The 17,305-nt window shown below is 66.2% G+C and carries 8 protein-coding genes and 2 rRNA genes; 7 read left to right on the top strand and 3 right to left on the bottom strand.

Going from position 1 to position 17,305, the window contains the following annotated elements; translation table 11 throughout:
- Positions 1–84: 84 nt before the first annotated feature.
- Positions 85–2,238, bottom strand: a complete 2,154-nt coding sequence (locus IWX89_RS00050) for an ATP-dependent Clp protease ATP-binding subunit (RefSeq protein ID WP_196901565.1) — start codon at positions 2,236–2,238, stop codon at positions 85–87.
- 252 nt (positions 2,239–2,490) lie between these two features.
- Here IWX89_RS00050 and IWX89_RS00045 point away from each other — a divergent pair, with 252 nt between their 5' ends.
- The 7 genes from IWX89_RS00045 (at position 2,491) to IWX89_RS00015 (ending at position 13,586) form a co-directional block, all read left to right on the top strand.
- Positions 2,491–4,494, top strand: a complete 2,004-nt coding sequence (locus tag IWX89_RS00045) for a primary-amine oxidase (RefSeq protein ID WP_196901564.1) — start codon at positions 2,491–2,493, stop codon at positions 4,492–4,494.
- 49 nt (positions 4,495–4,543) lie between these two features.
- A complete protein-coding gene (locus IWX89_RS00040) occupies positions 4,544–5,443 on the top strand; it encodes a universal stress protein (protein ID WP_196901563.1) in 900 nt (299 codons plus the stop codon).
- Between the two features lie 15 nt (positions 5,444–5,458).
- The gene (locus IWX89_RS00035; protein ID WP_196901562.1) at positions 5,459–7,000 is read left to right on the top strand and encodes an APC family permease; all 1,542 of its coding nucleotides are present in this window, start codon (positions 5,459–5,461) and stop codon (positions 6,998–7,000) included.
- Positions 7,001–7,068: 68 nt separating this feature from the next.
- Positions 7,069–10,461, top strand: coding sequence for a DEAD/DEAH box helicase (locus IWX89_RS00030; protein ID WP_196901561.1), 3,393 nt, complete (start codon positions 7,069–7,071; stop codon positions 10,459–10,461).
- A 90-nt stretch (positions 10,462–10,551) separates the two neighbouring features.
- Positions 10,552–11,436, top strand: coding sequence for a fructose-bisphosphatase class II family protein (locus IWX89_RS00025; RefSeq protein WP_196901560.1), 885 nt, complete (start codon positions 10,552–10,554; stop codon positions 11,434–11,436).
- Between the two features lie 167 nt (positions 11,437–11,603).
- Complete coding sequence (locus tag IWX89_RS00020; RefSeq protein WP_196901559.1) at positions 11,604–12,920, top strand: glycosyltransferase 87 family protein; 1,317 nt, start codon at positions 11,604–11,606, stop codon at positions 12,918–12,920.
- Between the two features lie 45 nt (positions 12,921–12,965).
- On the top strand, positions 12,966–13,586 hold the full coding sequence (locus tag IWX89_RS00015) for a histidine phosphatase family protein (RefSeq protein WP_196901558.1): 621 nt from the start codon (positions 12,966–12,968) through the stop codon (positions 13,584–13,586).
- A 127-nt stretch (positions 13,587–13,713) separates the two neighbouring features.
- On the opposite strand, the gene rrf is transcribed toward IWX89_RS00015, so the two are convergent.
- Positions 13,714–13,830: ribosomal RNA gene (rrf, locus tag IWX89_RS00010) — 5S ribosomal RNA — on the bottom strand.
- A gap of 134 nt (positions 13,831–13,964) precedes the next feature.
- Positions 13,965–17,093: ribosomal RNA gene (locus IWX89_RS00005) — 23S ribosomal RNA — on the bottom strand.
- Positions 17,094–17,305: the final 212 nt, after the last annotated feature.

Raw genomic sequence — 17,305 nt, 5'->3', positions numbered from 1 at the left:
ACCCCGGTTTTCGCTGGCCGCGAAAGTGCAGTTTTCGCCCTTATCGAGGTGCCCGGGGGGCGAAAACTGCACTCTCGCGGCACATCAGACCAGGGCGGGGGCGGATGCCACCGTGAGGGCGTCCGCGTCGGGGTCCAGGTCCACCAGCACCGTGTCGCCGTCGCGGATCCTGCCCGAAAGCAGCGCGGTCGCGAGGCGGTCGTCGATCTCGGTCTGCATCAGCCGGCGCAACGGTCGCGCGCCGTAGATCGGGTCGTAGCCGCGTTCGGCCAGCCAGGACCGGGCATCCGGGGTCACCGCGAGCTCGAGCCGCCGCTCGACCAGGCGCCGCTCCAGCCGGTCCACGAGCAGTTCGACGATCTGGCCGAGGTCCTCCATCGACAGCGATTCGAACACGACGATGTCGTCGAGACGGTTGACGAACTCCGGCTTGAAGGTCTGCCGCACGAGCTGCTGCACGGCGTCCTCCTTCTGCTGCCGGTTGAGGCTCGCGTCGATCAGGATCTGCGAACCGAGGTTCGAGGTCAGCACCAGGATCGTGTTGCGGAAATCGACCGTGCGGCCCTGGCCATCCGTCAGCCGGCCGTCGTCGAGCACCTGAAGCAGAACGTCGAAGACCTCGGGATGCGCCTTCTCCACCTCGTCGAACAGGATCACCGAGTAGGGGCGCCGGCGCACGGCCTCGGTGAGCTGCCCGCCCTGCTCATAGCCGATGTAACCGGGGGGAGCCCCGACGAGCCGGGAGACGGAGAACTTCTCCCCGTACTCGCTCATGTCGATGCGCACCATCGCCTTCTCGTCGTCGAAGAGGAACTCGGCGAGCGCCTTGGCCAGTTCGGTCTTGCCGACGCCGGTCGGGCCGAGGAAGAGGAACGACCCGGTCGGCCGGTCCGGGTCGGAGATGCCGGCCCGGCTGCGGCGCACGGCGTCGGCGACCGCGCGCACGGCCTCCTTCTGCCCGATCAGCCGGTGTCCGAGCTCGCCCTCCAGGTTCAGCAGCTTGTCCGTCTCGCCCTGCAACAGCCGGCCCACCGGGATGCCGGTCCACATGGCCACGACCGCGGCGATGTCCTCCGCAGTGACGTGGTCGTTGACCATCCGGGGCCCGTCGGATTCCGCCCGCTCCGCCTCCGCCAGCTCGCGCTCCATCACCGGGATGTCGCCGTAGAGCAGCCGGGACGCCTTCTCCAGGTTGCCCTCGCGCTGGGCCCGGTCGGCGGCGCTCCGCGCCGTGTCCAGCTTCTCCTTGAGCTCGCCGATCCGGTTGAGCGAGGACCGCTCCTTGTCCCAGCGGGCCTGCAGCCCGGCCAGGTTCGCCTCCCGCTCGACCAGGTCCCCGCGCAGCTTCTCCAGCCGCTGCTTCGACGCGGCGTCCTTCTCCTTCTTCAGCGCCAGCTCCTCGAGCTTGAGCCGGTCGACGCTTCGGCGCAGCTCGTCGATCTCCACCGGCGCAGAGTCGATCTCCATCCGCAGCCGGCTCGCGGCCTCGTCGATGAGGTCGATGGCCTTGTCCGGCAGCTGCCGGGCGGTGATGTACCGGTTGGAGAGGGATGCCGCGGCCACCAGCGCCGCATCCGCGATCGACACCTTGTGGTGGGCCTCGTAGCGCTCCTTGAGCCCGCGCAGGATGGCCACGGTGTCCTCGACGCTCGGCTCGTCCACCAGCACCGGCTGGAAGCGGCGCTCCAGCGCGGCATCCTTCTCGATGAACTCGCGGTACTCGTTGAGGGTGGTGGCGCCGATCAGGCGCAGTTCGCCGCGGGCCAGCATCGGCTTGAGCATGTTCGAGGCCGCGACCGAGCCTTCGCCGCCGCCCGCCCCCATCAGCGTGTGCAGCTCGTCGACGAAGGTGATGATCTGGCCCTCGGCGTCGTTGATCTCCTTGAGCACGGCCTTGAGCCGCTCCTCGAACTCGCCGCGGTACTTGGCCCCGGCGACCAGGGCCGCAAGGTCCAGGGAGACGAGCTGCTTGCCCTTGAGCGAATCGGCGACGTCGCCGGCGACGATGCGCTGGGCGAGGCCCTCCACGACCGCCGTCTTGCCGACACCGGGTTCGCCGATGAGCACGGGGTTGTTCTTGGTGCGCCGGGTGAGCACCTGGCTGACCCGGCGGATCTCCGCGTCCCGGCCGATCACCGGGTCGAGCTTGCCGCTCTTGGCGATCTCGGTGAGGTTGACCCCGTACTGCTCGAGGGCCGTCTTGGCGTCTTCCTGGGGCGGCTGCTGACCTGCTTGCATCGGGAGATCCTCTCTCTGGCCGGCCGGCCCCACGCGGAGACCGGCGGAAAAGCTGAGCCTTGTCGACTCAACTTTATTTCATATTCGACCGACACGCCAGCACCGCGCCCGCCGAACACAGGGCAGGCAGGTGAGTCGACTGCCCGGTGACCGCTCTTTTTCGGCTCCATGAACCGCCCTCTGGATGTACGGTGTGGATGACCGCATCTTCACGCCCCAGAGACATCAACTCTTCAACGCAGAGGAATCACGATGGCCTTTCACCCGCTCGATCCACTTGCCGCAGCCGAGTTCAGCGCGGCGTCCGCCATCCTCGCCCGCGAACACGGGGTCGGCGACGGCTGGCGCTTCGCGTCGATCGAACTCGTCGAACCCCCCAAGGGCGCCGTCCGGGCCTTCGAAGCCGACGGCACCGTGCCGGATCGGCGGGCCAGGCTCGTCGTGCTCAACCGCGCGGAGAACAGCACCTGGGTCGCGGTCGTCTCCCTCACCGACGACGCGCTGCTCGACTGGGCCACGGTGCCCGGGGTGCAGGCGAACTTCACCGTGGACGAGTGGGACGAGGCCGATACCGCCCTCCGCGCCCACCCCGATGTGATCGCCGTGCTCGCCGGCCGGGGCATCACCGACCTCGACAATGTGTTCATCGACACCTGGACCTACGGCGACGCCGTGATCCCCGACCGGTTCCGCGGCCGCCGTCTCGGCTGGGCGGACATCTGGGTGCGCCGGGAGAAGGGCGCGAACCCCTACGCCGGGCCGGTCAGCGGCCTGCACTTCGTCATCGACGTGAACACCATGGAACTCCTCGAGATCGAGGACTCGTTCGAGGTCGAACGCCCGGAGGTGATGGGCGAGTACGTTCCCCACCTGATCCCGCCGCGCATCCGCGAGCTCAGCCGCCGCCCGCCGCTCGCGCCGCTCGACATCGTGCAGTCCGACGGGCCGAGCTTCACTGTCGAGGGCAACCTGGTCCAGTGGCAGAACTGGTCGCTCCGGGTCGGGTTCAACTACCGCGAGGGCATGACCCTGCACAACGTGAGCTACGCCGACGGCGGCCGGGTGCGCCCGATCGCCAACCGGCTCTCCTTCGCCGAAATGGTCGTGCCCTACCGCGACCCCAGCGTCGACCACTTCCGCCGCACCGCATTCGACATCGGCGAGTGGGGTCTCGGCTTCATGACCACCTCGCTCGAGCTCGGCTGCGACTGCCTCGGCGAGATCCGCTACCTCGACGCCGTGCTGCACAACAGCAAGGGCGAGCCGTACACGATCCCGAACGCCTTCTGCATCCACGAGGAGGACAACGCGGTGCTCTGGAAGCACGTCGACCACGACGGCGGCGCCGAGGTCCGACGGATGCGCCGGCTCGTCGTGTCCTTCCACGTCACCGTCGCGAACTACGAGTACCTCGTCTACTGGCGCTTCTACCAGGACGGCAACATGGAGTGCGAGGTGCGCGCCACCGGGATCATGGTGGTCACCCACCTCGACGCCGGCCAGCCGCATCCGAACGGCACGCTCGTCGACACCCGCACCTACGCGCCGTTCCACCAGCACTTCATCGTCGCCCGGATGGACCTCGACATCGACGGCCCGGAGAACACGGTCTTCCGCTCCGAGACCCGGATCGAACCGATCAGCGAGGCGAACCCGCTCGGCCTGGCGCTGACCCAGCAGAACACGCCGATCGAGACCGAGGGCTTCGACGACTTCGAGTGGAACACCCAGCGGGCCTGGAAGGTCGTGAACGAGAAGTCGCTCAACGGCCTCGGCACGCCCGTCTCCTACAAGCTCGTGCCCGGCGGCGCCATCCCGTCGTTCTTCGACGCCGCCGCGCCGGCCCTGCAGCGCGCCCAGGTGATCGGGCACACCGTCTGGGTCACCCCGAACGACCAGACGGAGCGCTGGCCCTGCGGCGAGTTCGTCAACCAGAGTTCGGTGGACCACGGTCTGCCCGAGTGGATCCAGGCCGGTCGATCCGTCCGCGACACCGACCTCGTGCTCTGGTACGTTTTTGGCATCCACCACATCACCCGGCCGGAGGAATGGCCGGTCATGCCGGCCGACACCGTGTCGTTCTGGCTGAAACCGGTCGGTTTCTTCGACCGCAACCCGTCGCTCGACGTGGAACCCAGCCCGAGCGCACACTGCGCCCCGGGAACCGCCGGCGCACACGACGAGCACGCGGAGCACGACGAGCATGGCGGGCACGACGGGCACGACCATGGCGGGCACGCAGAGCACCAGCACTGACCGCGGCACCACAGAATCGCGCGGCACCACAGAATCGAAGGAGTGAGCAGTGACCCGAGTAGCGAACTACGTCGTCGCCTACGAAGCGACCGAACGCGGCAACGAAGCCATCGAATTGGGTGTCGCCCTGGCGCGCCTGACCGGGGCCGAGTTGCGACTCTGCCTCGTGCTGCCGCACTCCTCCGCCGTGCCCGCCAAGGTGGGAGCGTCTGCCTCGGACTTCCAGGCCCTGCTCGAGGAGCAGGGCCTGGAATGGCTCGCCCAGGCCGCGCTGCGGATCCCCGCGGACATCGCCTGGACGACGCACCTGCTCTGGGCGGATTCGGCCACGGAGGGGCTGCTGCAAGCGGTCGAACGGTTCGACTCGGACCGGATCATCGTCGGCGCGTCCCGCCGCGGCATCCTGAACCGGTTCACGATCGGCAGTGTGGCCAACGCGCTGCTGCACGCCTCACCGGTGCCCGTCGCCCTCGCGCCGCACGGCTACCGCGCCCCTGAACAGATCACGCGGATCACCTGCGCGATCGGCACCCGGCCGGGCTGGCGCACCCTGCTCGACTCGGTGCTCGCGTTCTCGGAGGGCCTCACCGTCGACCTGCGCTTCGTCACCCTGGTCGAGGTCGACGCCCACCGCACCCACGCCACCGGCGGCGAGGCGGTGGCCGACGAGAACGAGAGCGGCGCCCACCTGCGCACCGTGCTCGACTACTTCTCGACACACTCCCGGGCGCACGGGGACATCACCACCGAGGTGGCGTCCGGCCACAGCGTGGAGGCCGCAGTCGAGGCCCTCGACTGGCAGGAGACCGAGATCGCCTTCGTCGGGTCGAGCCGGCTCGCCCAGCCCACCACGATCTTCCTCGGCATCACGGCCCACCGCATGCTGCACGCCCTGCCCGTGCCCCTGATCGTCGTCCCCACCGGCACCCACGCCCGGCTGACGCACTGACAGAAAGACGCTCCGATGACGAACATCCATTCCTCGGGCTCCGCCGGAGCCTCCACCACCGCCGGCGGCCTGTCCGACAAGGGCTTGAGCGCCGGCTCGATCGGGCTGCTCGGCGCCACCGTGATCGGCATCTCCTGCATCGCCCCCGCTTACACCCTGACGGCTTCGCTCGGTCCGACGGTCGCAGCCGTCGGCACGCAGATGCCCGGCATCTTCCTGGTCGGCTTCATCCCGATGCTGCTGGTGGCCCTCGGCTACCGGGAGCTCAACAACGCCATGCCGGATGCCGGCACCTCCTTCACCTGGGCCACCCGCGCGTTCGGACCGTGGATCGGCTGGATGGGCGGCTGGGGGCTCATCGTCGCCACGGTGGTCGTGCTGTCCAACCTCGCCGGCGTCGCCGTCGACTTCTTCTACCTCATGCTCGCCCAGCTGTTCGGCAACCCCGACCTGGCCGATCTGGCCTCCAACGTGGTCATCAACGTGCTCACCTGCCTGGTCTTCATGGTCGCGGCCTGTTACATCTCCTATCGGGGGATGGAGACCACCAAGGCGGTGCAGTACGTGCTCGTGGCCTTCCAGCTGGTCGTGCTGGTCTGGTTCAGCGTCGCCGCCCTGGTGCACTTCGGCAACGGCACGGCGTTCGACGCCCTCGGCTTCAGCGCCGACTGGTTCAACCCGTTCCTCGCCCCGTCGTTCTCCGCCTTCGCGGCCGGGGTGTCGCTCTCGATCTTCATCTTCTGGGGCTGGGACGTGACCCTCACCATGAACGAGGAGACGAAGAACCCCAAGACCACCCCCGGGCGCGCGGCCACCCTCACGGTCGGCATCATCTTCGCGCTCTACATCCTGGTTGCCGTCGCGGCCCTGATGTTCTCCGGCGTCGGCACCGGCGAACTCGGCCTCGGCAACGAAGACATCCAGGGCAACGTCTTCGCCGCCCTCGCCGGGCCGGTGATGGGACCGTTCGCGATCCTGATGTCCCTGGCCGTGCTGTCGAGCTCGGCGGCATCGCTGCAGTCCACCTTCGTCGGCCCCGCGCGCACCATGCTCGCGATGGGCCACTACAAGGCCTTCCCGAAGCGATTCGCCTCGATCAGCCCGCGCTACAAGTCGCCGGGCTTCGCCACCGTGATGGCCGGCATCGTGGCCTGGGTGTTCTACGCGGTGATGCGGGTGCTCAGCACGGATGTCCTCACCGACACCATCCTGACCCTCGGCATGATGATCTGCTTCTACTACGGCGTCACCGCGTTCGCCTGCGTCTGGTATTTCCGGGCCGAGGCCTTCACCCAAGCCAGGGCGTTCCTGCTCAAGTTCCTCGCCCCTCTCGTCGGCGGGGTCATCCTCGCCGTGATCTTCGCGACCACCCTGTATGACAGCATGAACCCCGACTACGGCAGCGGATCGAACATCGGCGGGGTCGGTCTCGTCTTCATCCTCGCCATGGTGTTGTTCGTCGGCGGCGTGGTGCTGATGCTGCTGATGCGCCGGGCCGACCCGGCGTTCTTCCAGGGCCGCACGCTCCGAAAGGGTTCCTCGACCGACCACGCCTAGCCCGGATCGTCGGCGCGCCCCCGGCCGCGCCGACGCCGCAGTCCCGTGGGAGAATAGGAGCCCTCACCATGGCTCATTCGCTCAGTTCCCACCAGATCGCGCTACTGGTGGGCAGCCAGGCGTTCTCCCGCGGCGAGCGCTATGCCCGCAACGGCAACGTCAACCAGCCGGAATGGTTCGGCACCGGTACCCAGCTTTTCGGTGAGGTGCAGGGCACCCGGCCGGCGCCGTACGCCGTGACCGTGTCCTTCACCGCCAACGCGGCGGGCGCTCTCGTGCGCGCCTCCGGCGTGTGCACCTGCCCGATGAAGAAGAACTGCAAGCATGTGGCGGCCCTCCTGATCGCGACCGCGGGCTCGCCGGGCGATGGCACGGCGGCCGGCGAACCCGGCCGGGCGGTCGGCGACCGGCGGATGCCCCGGTTCGAGCCGTCCGCCGGCCCGCTCGCTCCGCCCGTCCTGCCGGACTGGCAGCGCGCCCTCGCGCCGCTCGCCCGACCGGCATCCGCTGTCCCGGCGATCACGGCGGTCGGACTGCAGTTCGAACTGCAGGACCCGGTCCGCGACGGACGGTTCGCCGGCGGCGGCGCCAGGCCCAGGCGGCTGGCCGCGCGCCCGGTGGTCATGGGTAAGAAGGGAAAGTGGATCCGCGGCAATCTCACCTGGGACAACCTCGCCTACGTCTACGGCGCCTACGACCCCGCCCAGCTGGCGGTGCTCAAGGCGCTCTATGCGCTTTACTCCGCCGGCAACCGATCCACCGGCTACGCCCAGCAGTGGATCCTGCTCGACGGCTTCGCCAACCGGGCGTTCTGGGAGATCCTCGCCGAGGCGAGCACGGCCGGGCTGGCCCTGGTCACCACCGCGAGCGGCCGGGCGCGGGTGGACGTGTCGCCGGGCCCCGCCGCGCTCGAACTCGACATCCGCCGGGCCGACGGCGCCCTCACCCTCTTGCCCGCTGTCATCCTGGACGGGCGCAGGCTCGACCGCACCGAATTCGGTTTCATCGGCAGCCCCGCCCACGGCGTGTTCACCTGGGCGGAGCCCGCGGCGGGCACGGAACTGGGCGACGCGGGCGCCGTGCTCACCCTCGCGCCGCTCGAACACCAGCTCGGCGCGGAGCTGCTCGCCCTGGCCGCGTCCGCCGACGCCCTCGTCGTCCCCGGCGCCGACGAGGCCCTGTTCCTCGCCGACTTCTACCCGTTCCTGCGCCGGAAGCTCACCCTGACCAGCATCGACGGCTCCTTCGACCTGCCGGAAACGCCCCGGCCACGGCTCGCCCTCCAGGTCACCCACCGACCGGGGGCGCGCCTCGAACTGCACTGGGACTGGGAGTACCTCGCCGCCGGGGCTGAGACGGGCACGGCGGAGACCGGCACGGCCGGCGCGCTCTATCGCAGCACCCTCCGGCCGGCGCCCGGCGACACCCGGTTCAGGGACGCCACGCGCGAACAGGCCATCCTCACCGACGTCCTGCCGGTGCTCACCGGTATCCCCTCGCTCGCGCCGGTGGACGAGGGCCTGCCTCGCCTGGCCACGGTCGCGACCCTCGCGGGCGCCGCCATGATCGATTTCCTGGCCGGGGCCCTGGCCGAGCTCGAGGCGCGCGACGACATCCGGGTCACGGTCAGCCCCGACGCGCCCCGCTACCGCCCCGCCGACGATGCCCCCGTGATCAGCCTGGCCACCACAGAGAGCACCGCCAGCCGGGACTGGTTCGACCTCGCGGTGACCGTCAGCATCGACGAAGAGGAGATCCCGTTCGACGATCTGTTCCGGGCGCTGGCCGCCGACCAGGAGATCCTGATCCTGGACAGCGGCACCTGGTTCAGCCTCGACCGCCCCGAACTGCACCAGCTCCGCCGGCTGATCGAGGAGGCCCGCGGCCTGCAGGACGGCGGTGCGCAGTCCCTCGGCCTCAGCCGGTTCCAGGCCGATCTCTGGGAGGAACTGCAGGCCCTCGGCGTCGTCTCCGAACAGGCCGCCGGGTGGCGCGCCGCCGTCGCCGGGCTCACGGATGCCGACCGGATCGACCGGCGCCCGCTCCCCGCCGCGGTCCACGCCACCCTGCGCGCCTACCAGCAGTCCGGATTCGACTGGCTCAGCTTCCTCTACGACCACCGGCTCGGCGGCATCCTCGCCGATGACATGGGGCTCGGCAAGACACTGCAGGCGATCGCCCTGATCGCTCACGCCCGAGACCAGGCGTCCGCCTCGACTCCGGGCGCGCCGTTCCTCGTGGTGGCCCCCACGAGCGTGGTCTCGAACTGGGCGGCGGAGTGCGCCCGTTTCGCCCCTGACCTTCGCGTCGCCACGATCACCCAGACCGCGGTCAAGCGCGCCACGAGCCTCGCCTCCGTCGCCGCCGGCGCCGATGTAGTGATCACCTCGTACACACTGTTCCGGCTCGACTTCGACGACTACGACGGGCTGGACTGGGCGGGCCTCCTGCTCGACGAGGCCCAATTCGTGAAGAACCACCAGGCCAGGGCGCACCAGTGCGCGCGCCGCCTGAAGACGCCGTTCAAGCTCGCGATCACGGGCACGCCGATGGAGAACAACCTGATGGAGCTCTGGTCGCTGCTGTCGATCACCGCGCCCGGCCTTTTCCCGAGCCCCGGCCGGTTCACCGACTACTACCGCAAACCGATCGAGACCGACGCGGACACTGACCGGCTCACCCAGCTGCGCCGCCGCATCCGCCCGTTCATGCTGCGCCGCACCAAGGACCAGGTGGCCGGCGACCTTCCGGAGAAGCAGGAACAGGTGCTCGAACTCGAGCTGAACCCGAAGCACCGCAAGGTCTATGACATGCACCTGGCCAGGGAACGGCAGAAGGTGCTCGGGCTGATCGAGGACCTGAACGCCAACAGGTTCGAGATCTTCCGCTCGCTCACCATGCTGCGTCAGCTCAGCCTCGACGCGAGCCTGTACGACGAGAAGTACGCCGGGGTCCCGTCCACCAAGCTCGACGCGCTGCTCGAGCTACTGGAGGACACCGTCGCCGAGGGGCACCGCACCCTCATCTTCAGCCAGTTCACCCAGTACCTCGGAAAGGCCCGGGACCGGCTCGACGCCGCCGGGATCAGCTACTCCTATCTTGACGGCAAGACCCGTGGCCGGGCCCGCACGATCGACGACTTCAAGAACGGCACCAACTCGGTCTTCCTGATCAGCCTCAAGGCCGGCGGGTTCGGCCTGAACCTGACCGAGGCCGACTATGTCATCCTGCTCGACCCGTGGTGGAACCCGGCCACCGAGGCGCAGGCCGTCGACCGGGTGCACCGGATCGGCCAGACGAAGAATGTCATGGTCTACCGGCTGGTCGCCAAGGACACGATCGAGGAGAAGGTGATGGCGCTCAAGGCCACCAAGGCGCGCCTGTTCGAGAGCGTCATGACGGATGCCGCGCCTCGCGCCGCCGCACTGACGGCCGCCGACATCCGGGAACTGCTCTCCTGACTGCAGCCCGGACCGCGATGGTGTGATCCGGCCGCCCGGTACGCTGGAAGTGCACGGTCACCGGGCCGAACCAGAGCATTGGGGTGGTGGATGCAGCAGCACAGTCCTTCCGAGGGCGGCGCCGAAACCACCGTCATCGGCGCCGAGGCGTGGCCGGCGGACCTGGTCGAGGCGATCCGCTCCTCGACGGCGGCCGCCGCCCTGGCCGCCAGGGCCTGGGTCGGGCGCGGCGACAAGATCGCCGCGGACGCGGCCGCGGTGGCCGCGATGCGGGCGGTCCTGATGGGTGCCCCATTCTCCGGAACCGTCGTGATCCGCGAGGGCGAGAAGGACGCCGCCCCGATGCTCGCGAACGGGGAACGGCTCGGCAGCGGGCAGGGTCCGGAGTGCGACATCGCCGTCGACCCGCTCGACGGCACCAGCCTCGCCGCGCTCGCCCGCCCGGGCGCGGTGAGCGTCATCGCGATTGCCCCCCGCGGCACGATGTTCGATCCGGCCGGCGTTTTCTACATGGAGAAACTCATCGCGGGGGCAGCCGGCCTCGGCGTGCTCGACCTCCGACGCTCACCCACGGAGAACCTCCGCGCCTACGCGGCGGCCAGCGGCCTCGCCGAGACCTCGCTCACGGTCGCGGTGCTCGACAAACCCCGTCATGCGGCCCTGATCCGCGAGCTCCGGGCCGCCGGCGCGACCGTGAGCCTCACCGCCGAAGGGGACGTGTCCACGGCCATCGCCGCCGCGACCCCCGGCACCGCGCTCGACCTCGTGATGGGAATCGGCGGAACCCCGGAGGGTGTTATCGCGGCCTGCGCGGTTCGCGCGCTCGGTGGCGTCATGCTGGGCCGGATGGCGCCGCAGAGCGAGGCCGAGGCGCTCGGGGCGCACGCGGCCGGCCGTGACCTGGCCCGTCTCTTCGACGTCTCCGATCTCGTCGCCAGCAGCCGGGTGCTTTTCGCTTCCTCACCCGTGACCTGAGCCGCCCGTGACGTGATCCGCGGCAGGCCGGCGTGAGCCTCCCCCGCTGAGAGCACTCTCAGAACTGTCACCCAATGGATGCCCGCACGCAGCCTGCCTGTCATCTGGGGTTTCTACGCTGGCGTCAGGCACCGCACCCGGTGCCGTCGTCTGCAGAGGTGAGTGCCGTGTCCCAGCTTCTCGACCGGGCCGATCGCCGGCTCTTCCACGCCCTCACCCCGGCCCGGCTCGCCTGGCTTCATTCCCCGCGCACCCTGGTCCTGGGCTTCCTGGCCCTCCATGTCCTGTTCCTGCTCGCCCTGTTGCCCGCCATCCTCACCGGCAACGTCCTGGGCGATCTTCCGCTTTACCGCACCTGGGCGGAGAACGGCCTCGTGCACCACCTCTGGCAGGGCATCGACGTCGAGTGGGTGTACCCCATCGGGGCCCTCGTGCCGATCGTCTTCGCCGCCGTCGGCGGTCCCCTGCTCTACCAGCTGCTGTGGTTCCTGATGACGATGTCGCTCAACGCGATCGCCGTGGCCGCGCTCACCGATCGGGGCCGGGACGCCCGCGGGTATCGGGCCGCCTGGCTCTGGCTGCTGCTCAGCTTCGTACTGAGCCCCGTCGGCCTTCTCCGGCTGGAGGGACTCACCGCACCCCTCGTGATCACCGGTCTCGTCCTGCTCTCCCGCCGCCCGATCGTGGCCGCCGCACTGCTCACAGCCGCCACCTGGATCAAGGTCTGGCCGGCGGCGGTGATGCTGGCCGTCGTCACGGTCTCCACCCGGCGCACGCTGGTCGCGGTGACCGGTGCGGCCATGAGCGCCGGTGTCGCCCTGATCGTGTGGGCCTCGGGTGGAATCCGGTTCCTCACCGGGTTCGTCACCATGCAGTCCGACCGCGCCCTCCAGCTCGAGGCGCCCGTCACCACACCCTGGGTGTGGCTGGCCGTCTCCGGAAGGCCGGACACGGCCATCTACCAGAACTATGCCATTGCGACCAGGGAGGTCGCCGGCCCCGGCACCGCGCTCGTCGCAGAGTTGATGACGCCGCTGATGTTCCTGATGCTCGCCGCGGTGCTCACCCTCATGCTGATCGGGCTCCGCCGGCGCAGCGACCCTGCCCGCCTGCTACTGCTCGGCTCGCTCTCCCTCGTCGGCGCCTTCATCGTCTTCAACAAGGTCGGCTCGCCGCAGTACATGCTCTGGCTCGTGCCGATCGTGGTCGTCGGCGCCGCCACGGCCTGGCCGCAATGGCGCGCCCCGGTCTATCTGATGCTCGCCATCAGCGTGCTGACGACCCTGATCTTCCCGGTCTTCTACCTGCCCCTGGTCGACGGGGATCCCTTCGCCGTCCTGCTCCTGACCGCCCGCAATGTGCTCCTCGTGGTCATGCTCGGCTGGTCGGTAATCGCCCTGCTCCGTCTGGTGCGCTCCACACCCCGAACCCTCGGGTCGGCCACCCGGTCCAGCGTGCGCACCGTCGCGGTCGGCCGGGACTGACGCCGGGAAGGCAACGTCACCAGGACACTAGAGGACAATGGACGGGTGAGTCCTGCAACTACCTTCGCCCTTATCCGCCACGGACAGACCGACTGGAACGCCGCACTGCGCATCCAGGGTCGGTCCGATATCCCCCTCAACGACACCGGGAGGGGGCAGGCAGTCGACGCGGTCGGCGCTCTGGCACCCTACGACTGGGACTTCCTGGTCTCCTCGCCCCTGTCCCGAGCGGCCGAGACGGCCGACCTGATCGCTGCCGGCCTGGGACTGACGGTGACCCAGCGCATCCCCTCGCTCGTGGAACGGGACTACGGCCTCGCCGAGGGCCTGGGTGCCGGAGCCGAGCTCGAGGCCCTGCGCGAGCCGGGGGGACCGACCGGCAACGGCGGCTTCCGCGGCGCCGAATCGGAGGGCGACGTCGCCGACAGGGGGGTCGAGGCCCTGCGGATGCTTGCGCTCGACTACCCGGGCGCCCGCATCATCGTGGTCAGCCACGGCACCCTGATCCGGTTGAGCCTGATGCGCATCCTGGACCGTCCGATCCCGACGATCACCAACGCCGCCCTCACGGTGGCGCAGAGCGGGCCCGCCGGCTGGACCCTCGACGTGCTGAACGGAGAGGTCCTCTCCGAGGACGACGAGTTCGAGTCAGTCCCGGCCCGCTGAGCGCGGCGGTGGTCGAGCCGGTCGAGACCCCGGGGCGTTAACGCAGGACGGCCACCTGTCGGGGTGGCCGTCTTGTTAACGCAAAATGGCCACCCGATGGGTGGCCATTCTGCTCTTGCTAAGTTAAGTCCGGCGGTGTCCTACTCTCCCACAGGGTCCCCCCTGCAGTACCATCGGCGCAGAGAGTCTTAGCTTCCGGGTTCGGAATGTGACCGGGCGTTTCCCTCTCGCTATAGCCGCCGAAACATCTTTCGATGAATCGATTCTATATTTTTCAGTTATAGAGCCCCTGGTGTTTATTAGACACCGTGAGGCGTTGTTCTCGACCGTACATCGAGAACCACATAGTGGACGCTTGCAGCTTATTCAAACTGGTGTGTTATCAAATTATTGGCTTATTAGTACCGGTCAGCTCCAAGGGTCTTTAGTCCCCTCTTCCACATCCGGCCTATCAACGCAGTAGTCTAGCTGCGAGCCTCTCCCCCGAAGGGATGGAAATCTCATCTCGAAGCCGGCTTCCCGCTTAGATGCTTTCAGCGGTTATCCGTTCCGAACGTAGCTAATCAGCGGTGCTCCTGGCGGAACAACTGACACACCAGAGGTTCGTCCATCCCGGTCCTCTCGTACTAGGGATAGATCTTCTCAAATTTCCTGCGCGCGCAGCGGATAGGGACCGAACTGTCTCACGACGTTCTAAACCCAGCTCGCGTACCGCTTTAATGGGCGAACAGCCCAACCCTTGGGACCTACTCCAGCCCCAGGATGCGACGAGCCGACATCGAGGTGCCAAACCATGCCGTCGATATGGACTCTTGGGCAAGATCAGCCTGTTATCCCCGAGGTACCTTTTATCCGTTGAGCGACAGCGCTTCCACAAGCCACTGCCGGATCACTAGTCCCGACTTTCGTCCCTGCTCGACTTGTCAGTCTCACAGTCAAGCTCCCTTGTGCACTTACACTCGACACCTGATTGCCAACCAGGTTGAGGGAACCTTTGGGCGCCTCCGTTACTTTTTAGGAGGCAACCGCCCCAGTTAAACTACCCACCAGGCACTGTCCCTGAACCGGATCACGGTTCGAAGTTAGATATCCAATATGACCAGAGTGGTATTTCAACGTTGACTCCACCTGAACTAGCGTCCAAGCTTCACAGTCTCCCACCTATCCTACACAAGCCACACCGAACACCAATACCAAGCTGTAGTAAAGGTCACGGGGTCTTTCCGTCCTGCTGCGCGTAACGAGCATCTTTACTCGTAATGCAATTTCGCCGAGTTCGCGGTTGAGACAGCTGGGAAGTCGTTACGCCATTCGTGCAGGTCGGAACTTACCCGACAAGGAATTTCGCTACCTTAGGATGGTTATAGTTACCACCGCCGTTTACTGGGGCTTAAATTCTCAGCTTCGCCTTGCGGCTAACCGTTCCTCTTAACCTTCCAGCACCGGGCAGGCGTCAGTCCGTATACATCGTCTTGCGACTTGGCACGGACCTGTGTTTTTAGTAAACAGTCGCTTCCCACTGGTCTCTGCGGCCTTCGAACGCTCCCGGAGCAAGTCCGTTCACGCCTCAGGCCCCCCTTCTCCCGAAGTTACGGGGGCATTTTGCCGAGTTCCTTAACCACGATTCTCTCGATCTCCTTAGTATTCTCTACCTGATCACCTGAGTCGGTTTGGGGTACGGGTGACTAAAACCTCGCGTCGATGCTTTTCTTGGCAGCATAGGATCACTGATTTCGCCCTTACGGGCTACCCATCGGGTCTCAGCCTTATACGAGAGACGGATTTGCCTATCTCTCGGCCTACATCCTTAGACCGGGACAACCATCGCCCGGCTCAGCTACCTTCCTGCGTCACACCTGTTAATACGCTAACCGCACCAGCATAGGGTCGCACGCTAGGCCCCACGCGTCACCCCGAAGGGATCCGTCTAGGGGATTCAGATGCTTAGCATTACTGGATTAGCTTGGGCGGTTTTTCGCCAGTACGGGAATATAAACCCGTTGTCCATCGACTACGCCTGTCGGCCTCGCCTTAGGTCCCGACTTACCCAGGGCGGATTAGCCTGGCCCTGGAAACCTTGATCTTTCGGAGGACGGGTTTCTCACCCGTCTTTCGCTACTCATGCCTGCATTCTCACTCGTGTAGCCTCCACGGCTGGTTTACACCGCCGCTTCGCTGGCCACACGACGCTCTCCTACCCATCAACACGGCTGAACCAACACCACAAGGGTGCGGCTTACCAAAAATATCAATGCCACAACTTCGGTGGCGTGCTTGAGCCCCGTTACATTGTCGGCGCGGAATCACTTGACCAGTGAGCTATTACGCACTCTTTCAAGGGTGGCTGCTTCTAAGCCAACCTCCTGGTTGTCTGTGCAACTCCACATCCTTTCCCACTTAGCACGCGCTTTGGGACCTTAGTTGGTGGTCTGGGTTGTTTCCCTCTCGACGATGAAGCTTATCCCCCACCGTCTCACTGCTGCGCTCTCACTTACCGGCATTCGGAGTTTGGCTGACGTCAGTAAGCTTTTAGGCCCCATCGGCCATCCAGTAGCTCTACCTCCGGCAAGAAACACGCAACGCTGCACCTAAATGCATTTCGGAGAGAACCAGCTATCACGAAGTTTGATTGGCCTTTCACCCCTATCCACAGCTCATCCCCTCCATTTTCAACTGAAGTGGGTTCGGTCCTCCACGACGTCTTACCGTCGCTTCAACCTGGCCATGGATAGATCACTTCGCTTCGGGTCTAGGACATGCGACTGAATCGCCCTATTCAGACTCGCTTTCGCTACGCATTCCCCTCTCGGGTTAAGCTCGCCACATATCACTAACTCGCAGGCTCATTCTTCAAAAGGCACGCTGTCACCAGAACAAAGCTGGCTCCAACGGTTTGTAAGCAAACGGTTTCAGGTACTATTTCACTCCCCTCCCGGGGTACTTTTCACCTTTCCCTCACGGTACTTGTTCACTATCGGTCATGTAGGAGTATTTAGGCTTATCAGGTGGTCCTGACGGATTCACACGGGATTTCTCGGGCCCCGTGCTACTTGGGATACTCTTCGGGCGATTGCTGCATTTCGACTACGGGGTTCGCACCCTCTATGACCAGGCTTTCAATCCTGTTCGTCTATACAACGTTCTAACCCTCACTGTTCGGCAGAAGCAGCAGAAAAGTCCCGCAACCCCGACCATGCAACGCCTGCCGGCTATCACACATGATCGGTTTAGCCTCATCCGGTTTCGCTCGCCACTACTAACGGAATCACTGTTGTTTTCTCTTCCTGTGGGTACTGAGATGTTTCACTTCCCCACGTTCCCTCTACCCGCCCTATATATTCAGGCGGGAGTCACCAGGTCACCTTACGGGCCTGGCGGGGTTTCCCCATTCGGACATCCTCGGATCACAGTTCGTTTATCAACTCCCCGAGGCTTATCGCAGATTACTACGTCCTTCTTCGGCTCTACATGCCAAGGCATTCACCGTTTGCTCTTAGAAATTTGAAATCACATGAGTTTGAATCGATTGGTGCCCCGACTTACGCCGGAGCAGAAATTGACCAATGATCTAACACTCAAAGAGTGTTTTGATCTTTGTAATCTGTCGGACCGAAGTCCGATCAAATTTAAGATGCTCGCGTCCACTGTGTAGTTCTCAAAGTACGGGCGGTACCCTCACCCAGCCACGAATGATGTGACTGAGAAAAGGTCCAGAGGAA

It is taken from the genome of Cryobacterium sp. MP_M3 (assembly GCF_015752155.1).
In the GTDB taxonomy this organism is placed as follows: domain Bacteria; phylum Actinomycetota; class Actinomycetes; order Actinomycetales; family Microbacteriaceae; genus Cryobacterium.
The sequence above is the reverse complement of the archived record's forward strand: the minus strand, read 5'-3'. Positions and strand labels throughout refer to the sequence as shown.

Coding starts and splice junctions, on each gene's coding strand:
- IWX89_RS00035 (WP_196901562.1), top strand. CDS start 5,459: ATGACGAACATCCATTCCTCGGGCTCCGCCGGAGCCTCCACCACCGCC.
- IWX89_RS00025 (WP_196901560.1), top strand. CDS start 10,552: ATGCAGCAGCACAGTCCTTCCGAGGGCGGCGCCGAAACCACCGTCATC.
- IWX89_RS00045 (WP_196901564.1), top strand. CDS start 2,491: ATGGCCTTTCACCCGCTCGATCCACTTGCCGCAGCCGAGTTCAGCGCG.
- IWX89_RS00050 (WP_196901565.1), bottom strand. CDS start 2,238: ATGCAAGCAGGTCAGCAGCCGCCCCAGGAAGACGCCAAGACGGCCCTC.
- IWX89_RS00030 (WP_196901561.1), top strand. CDS start 7,069: ATGGCTCATTCGCTCAGTTCCCACCAGATCGCGCTACTGGTGGGCAGC.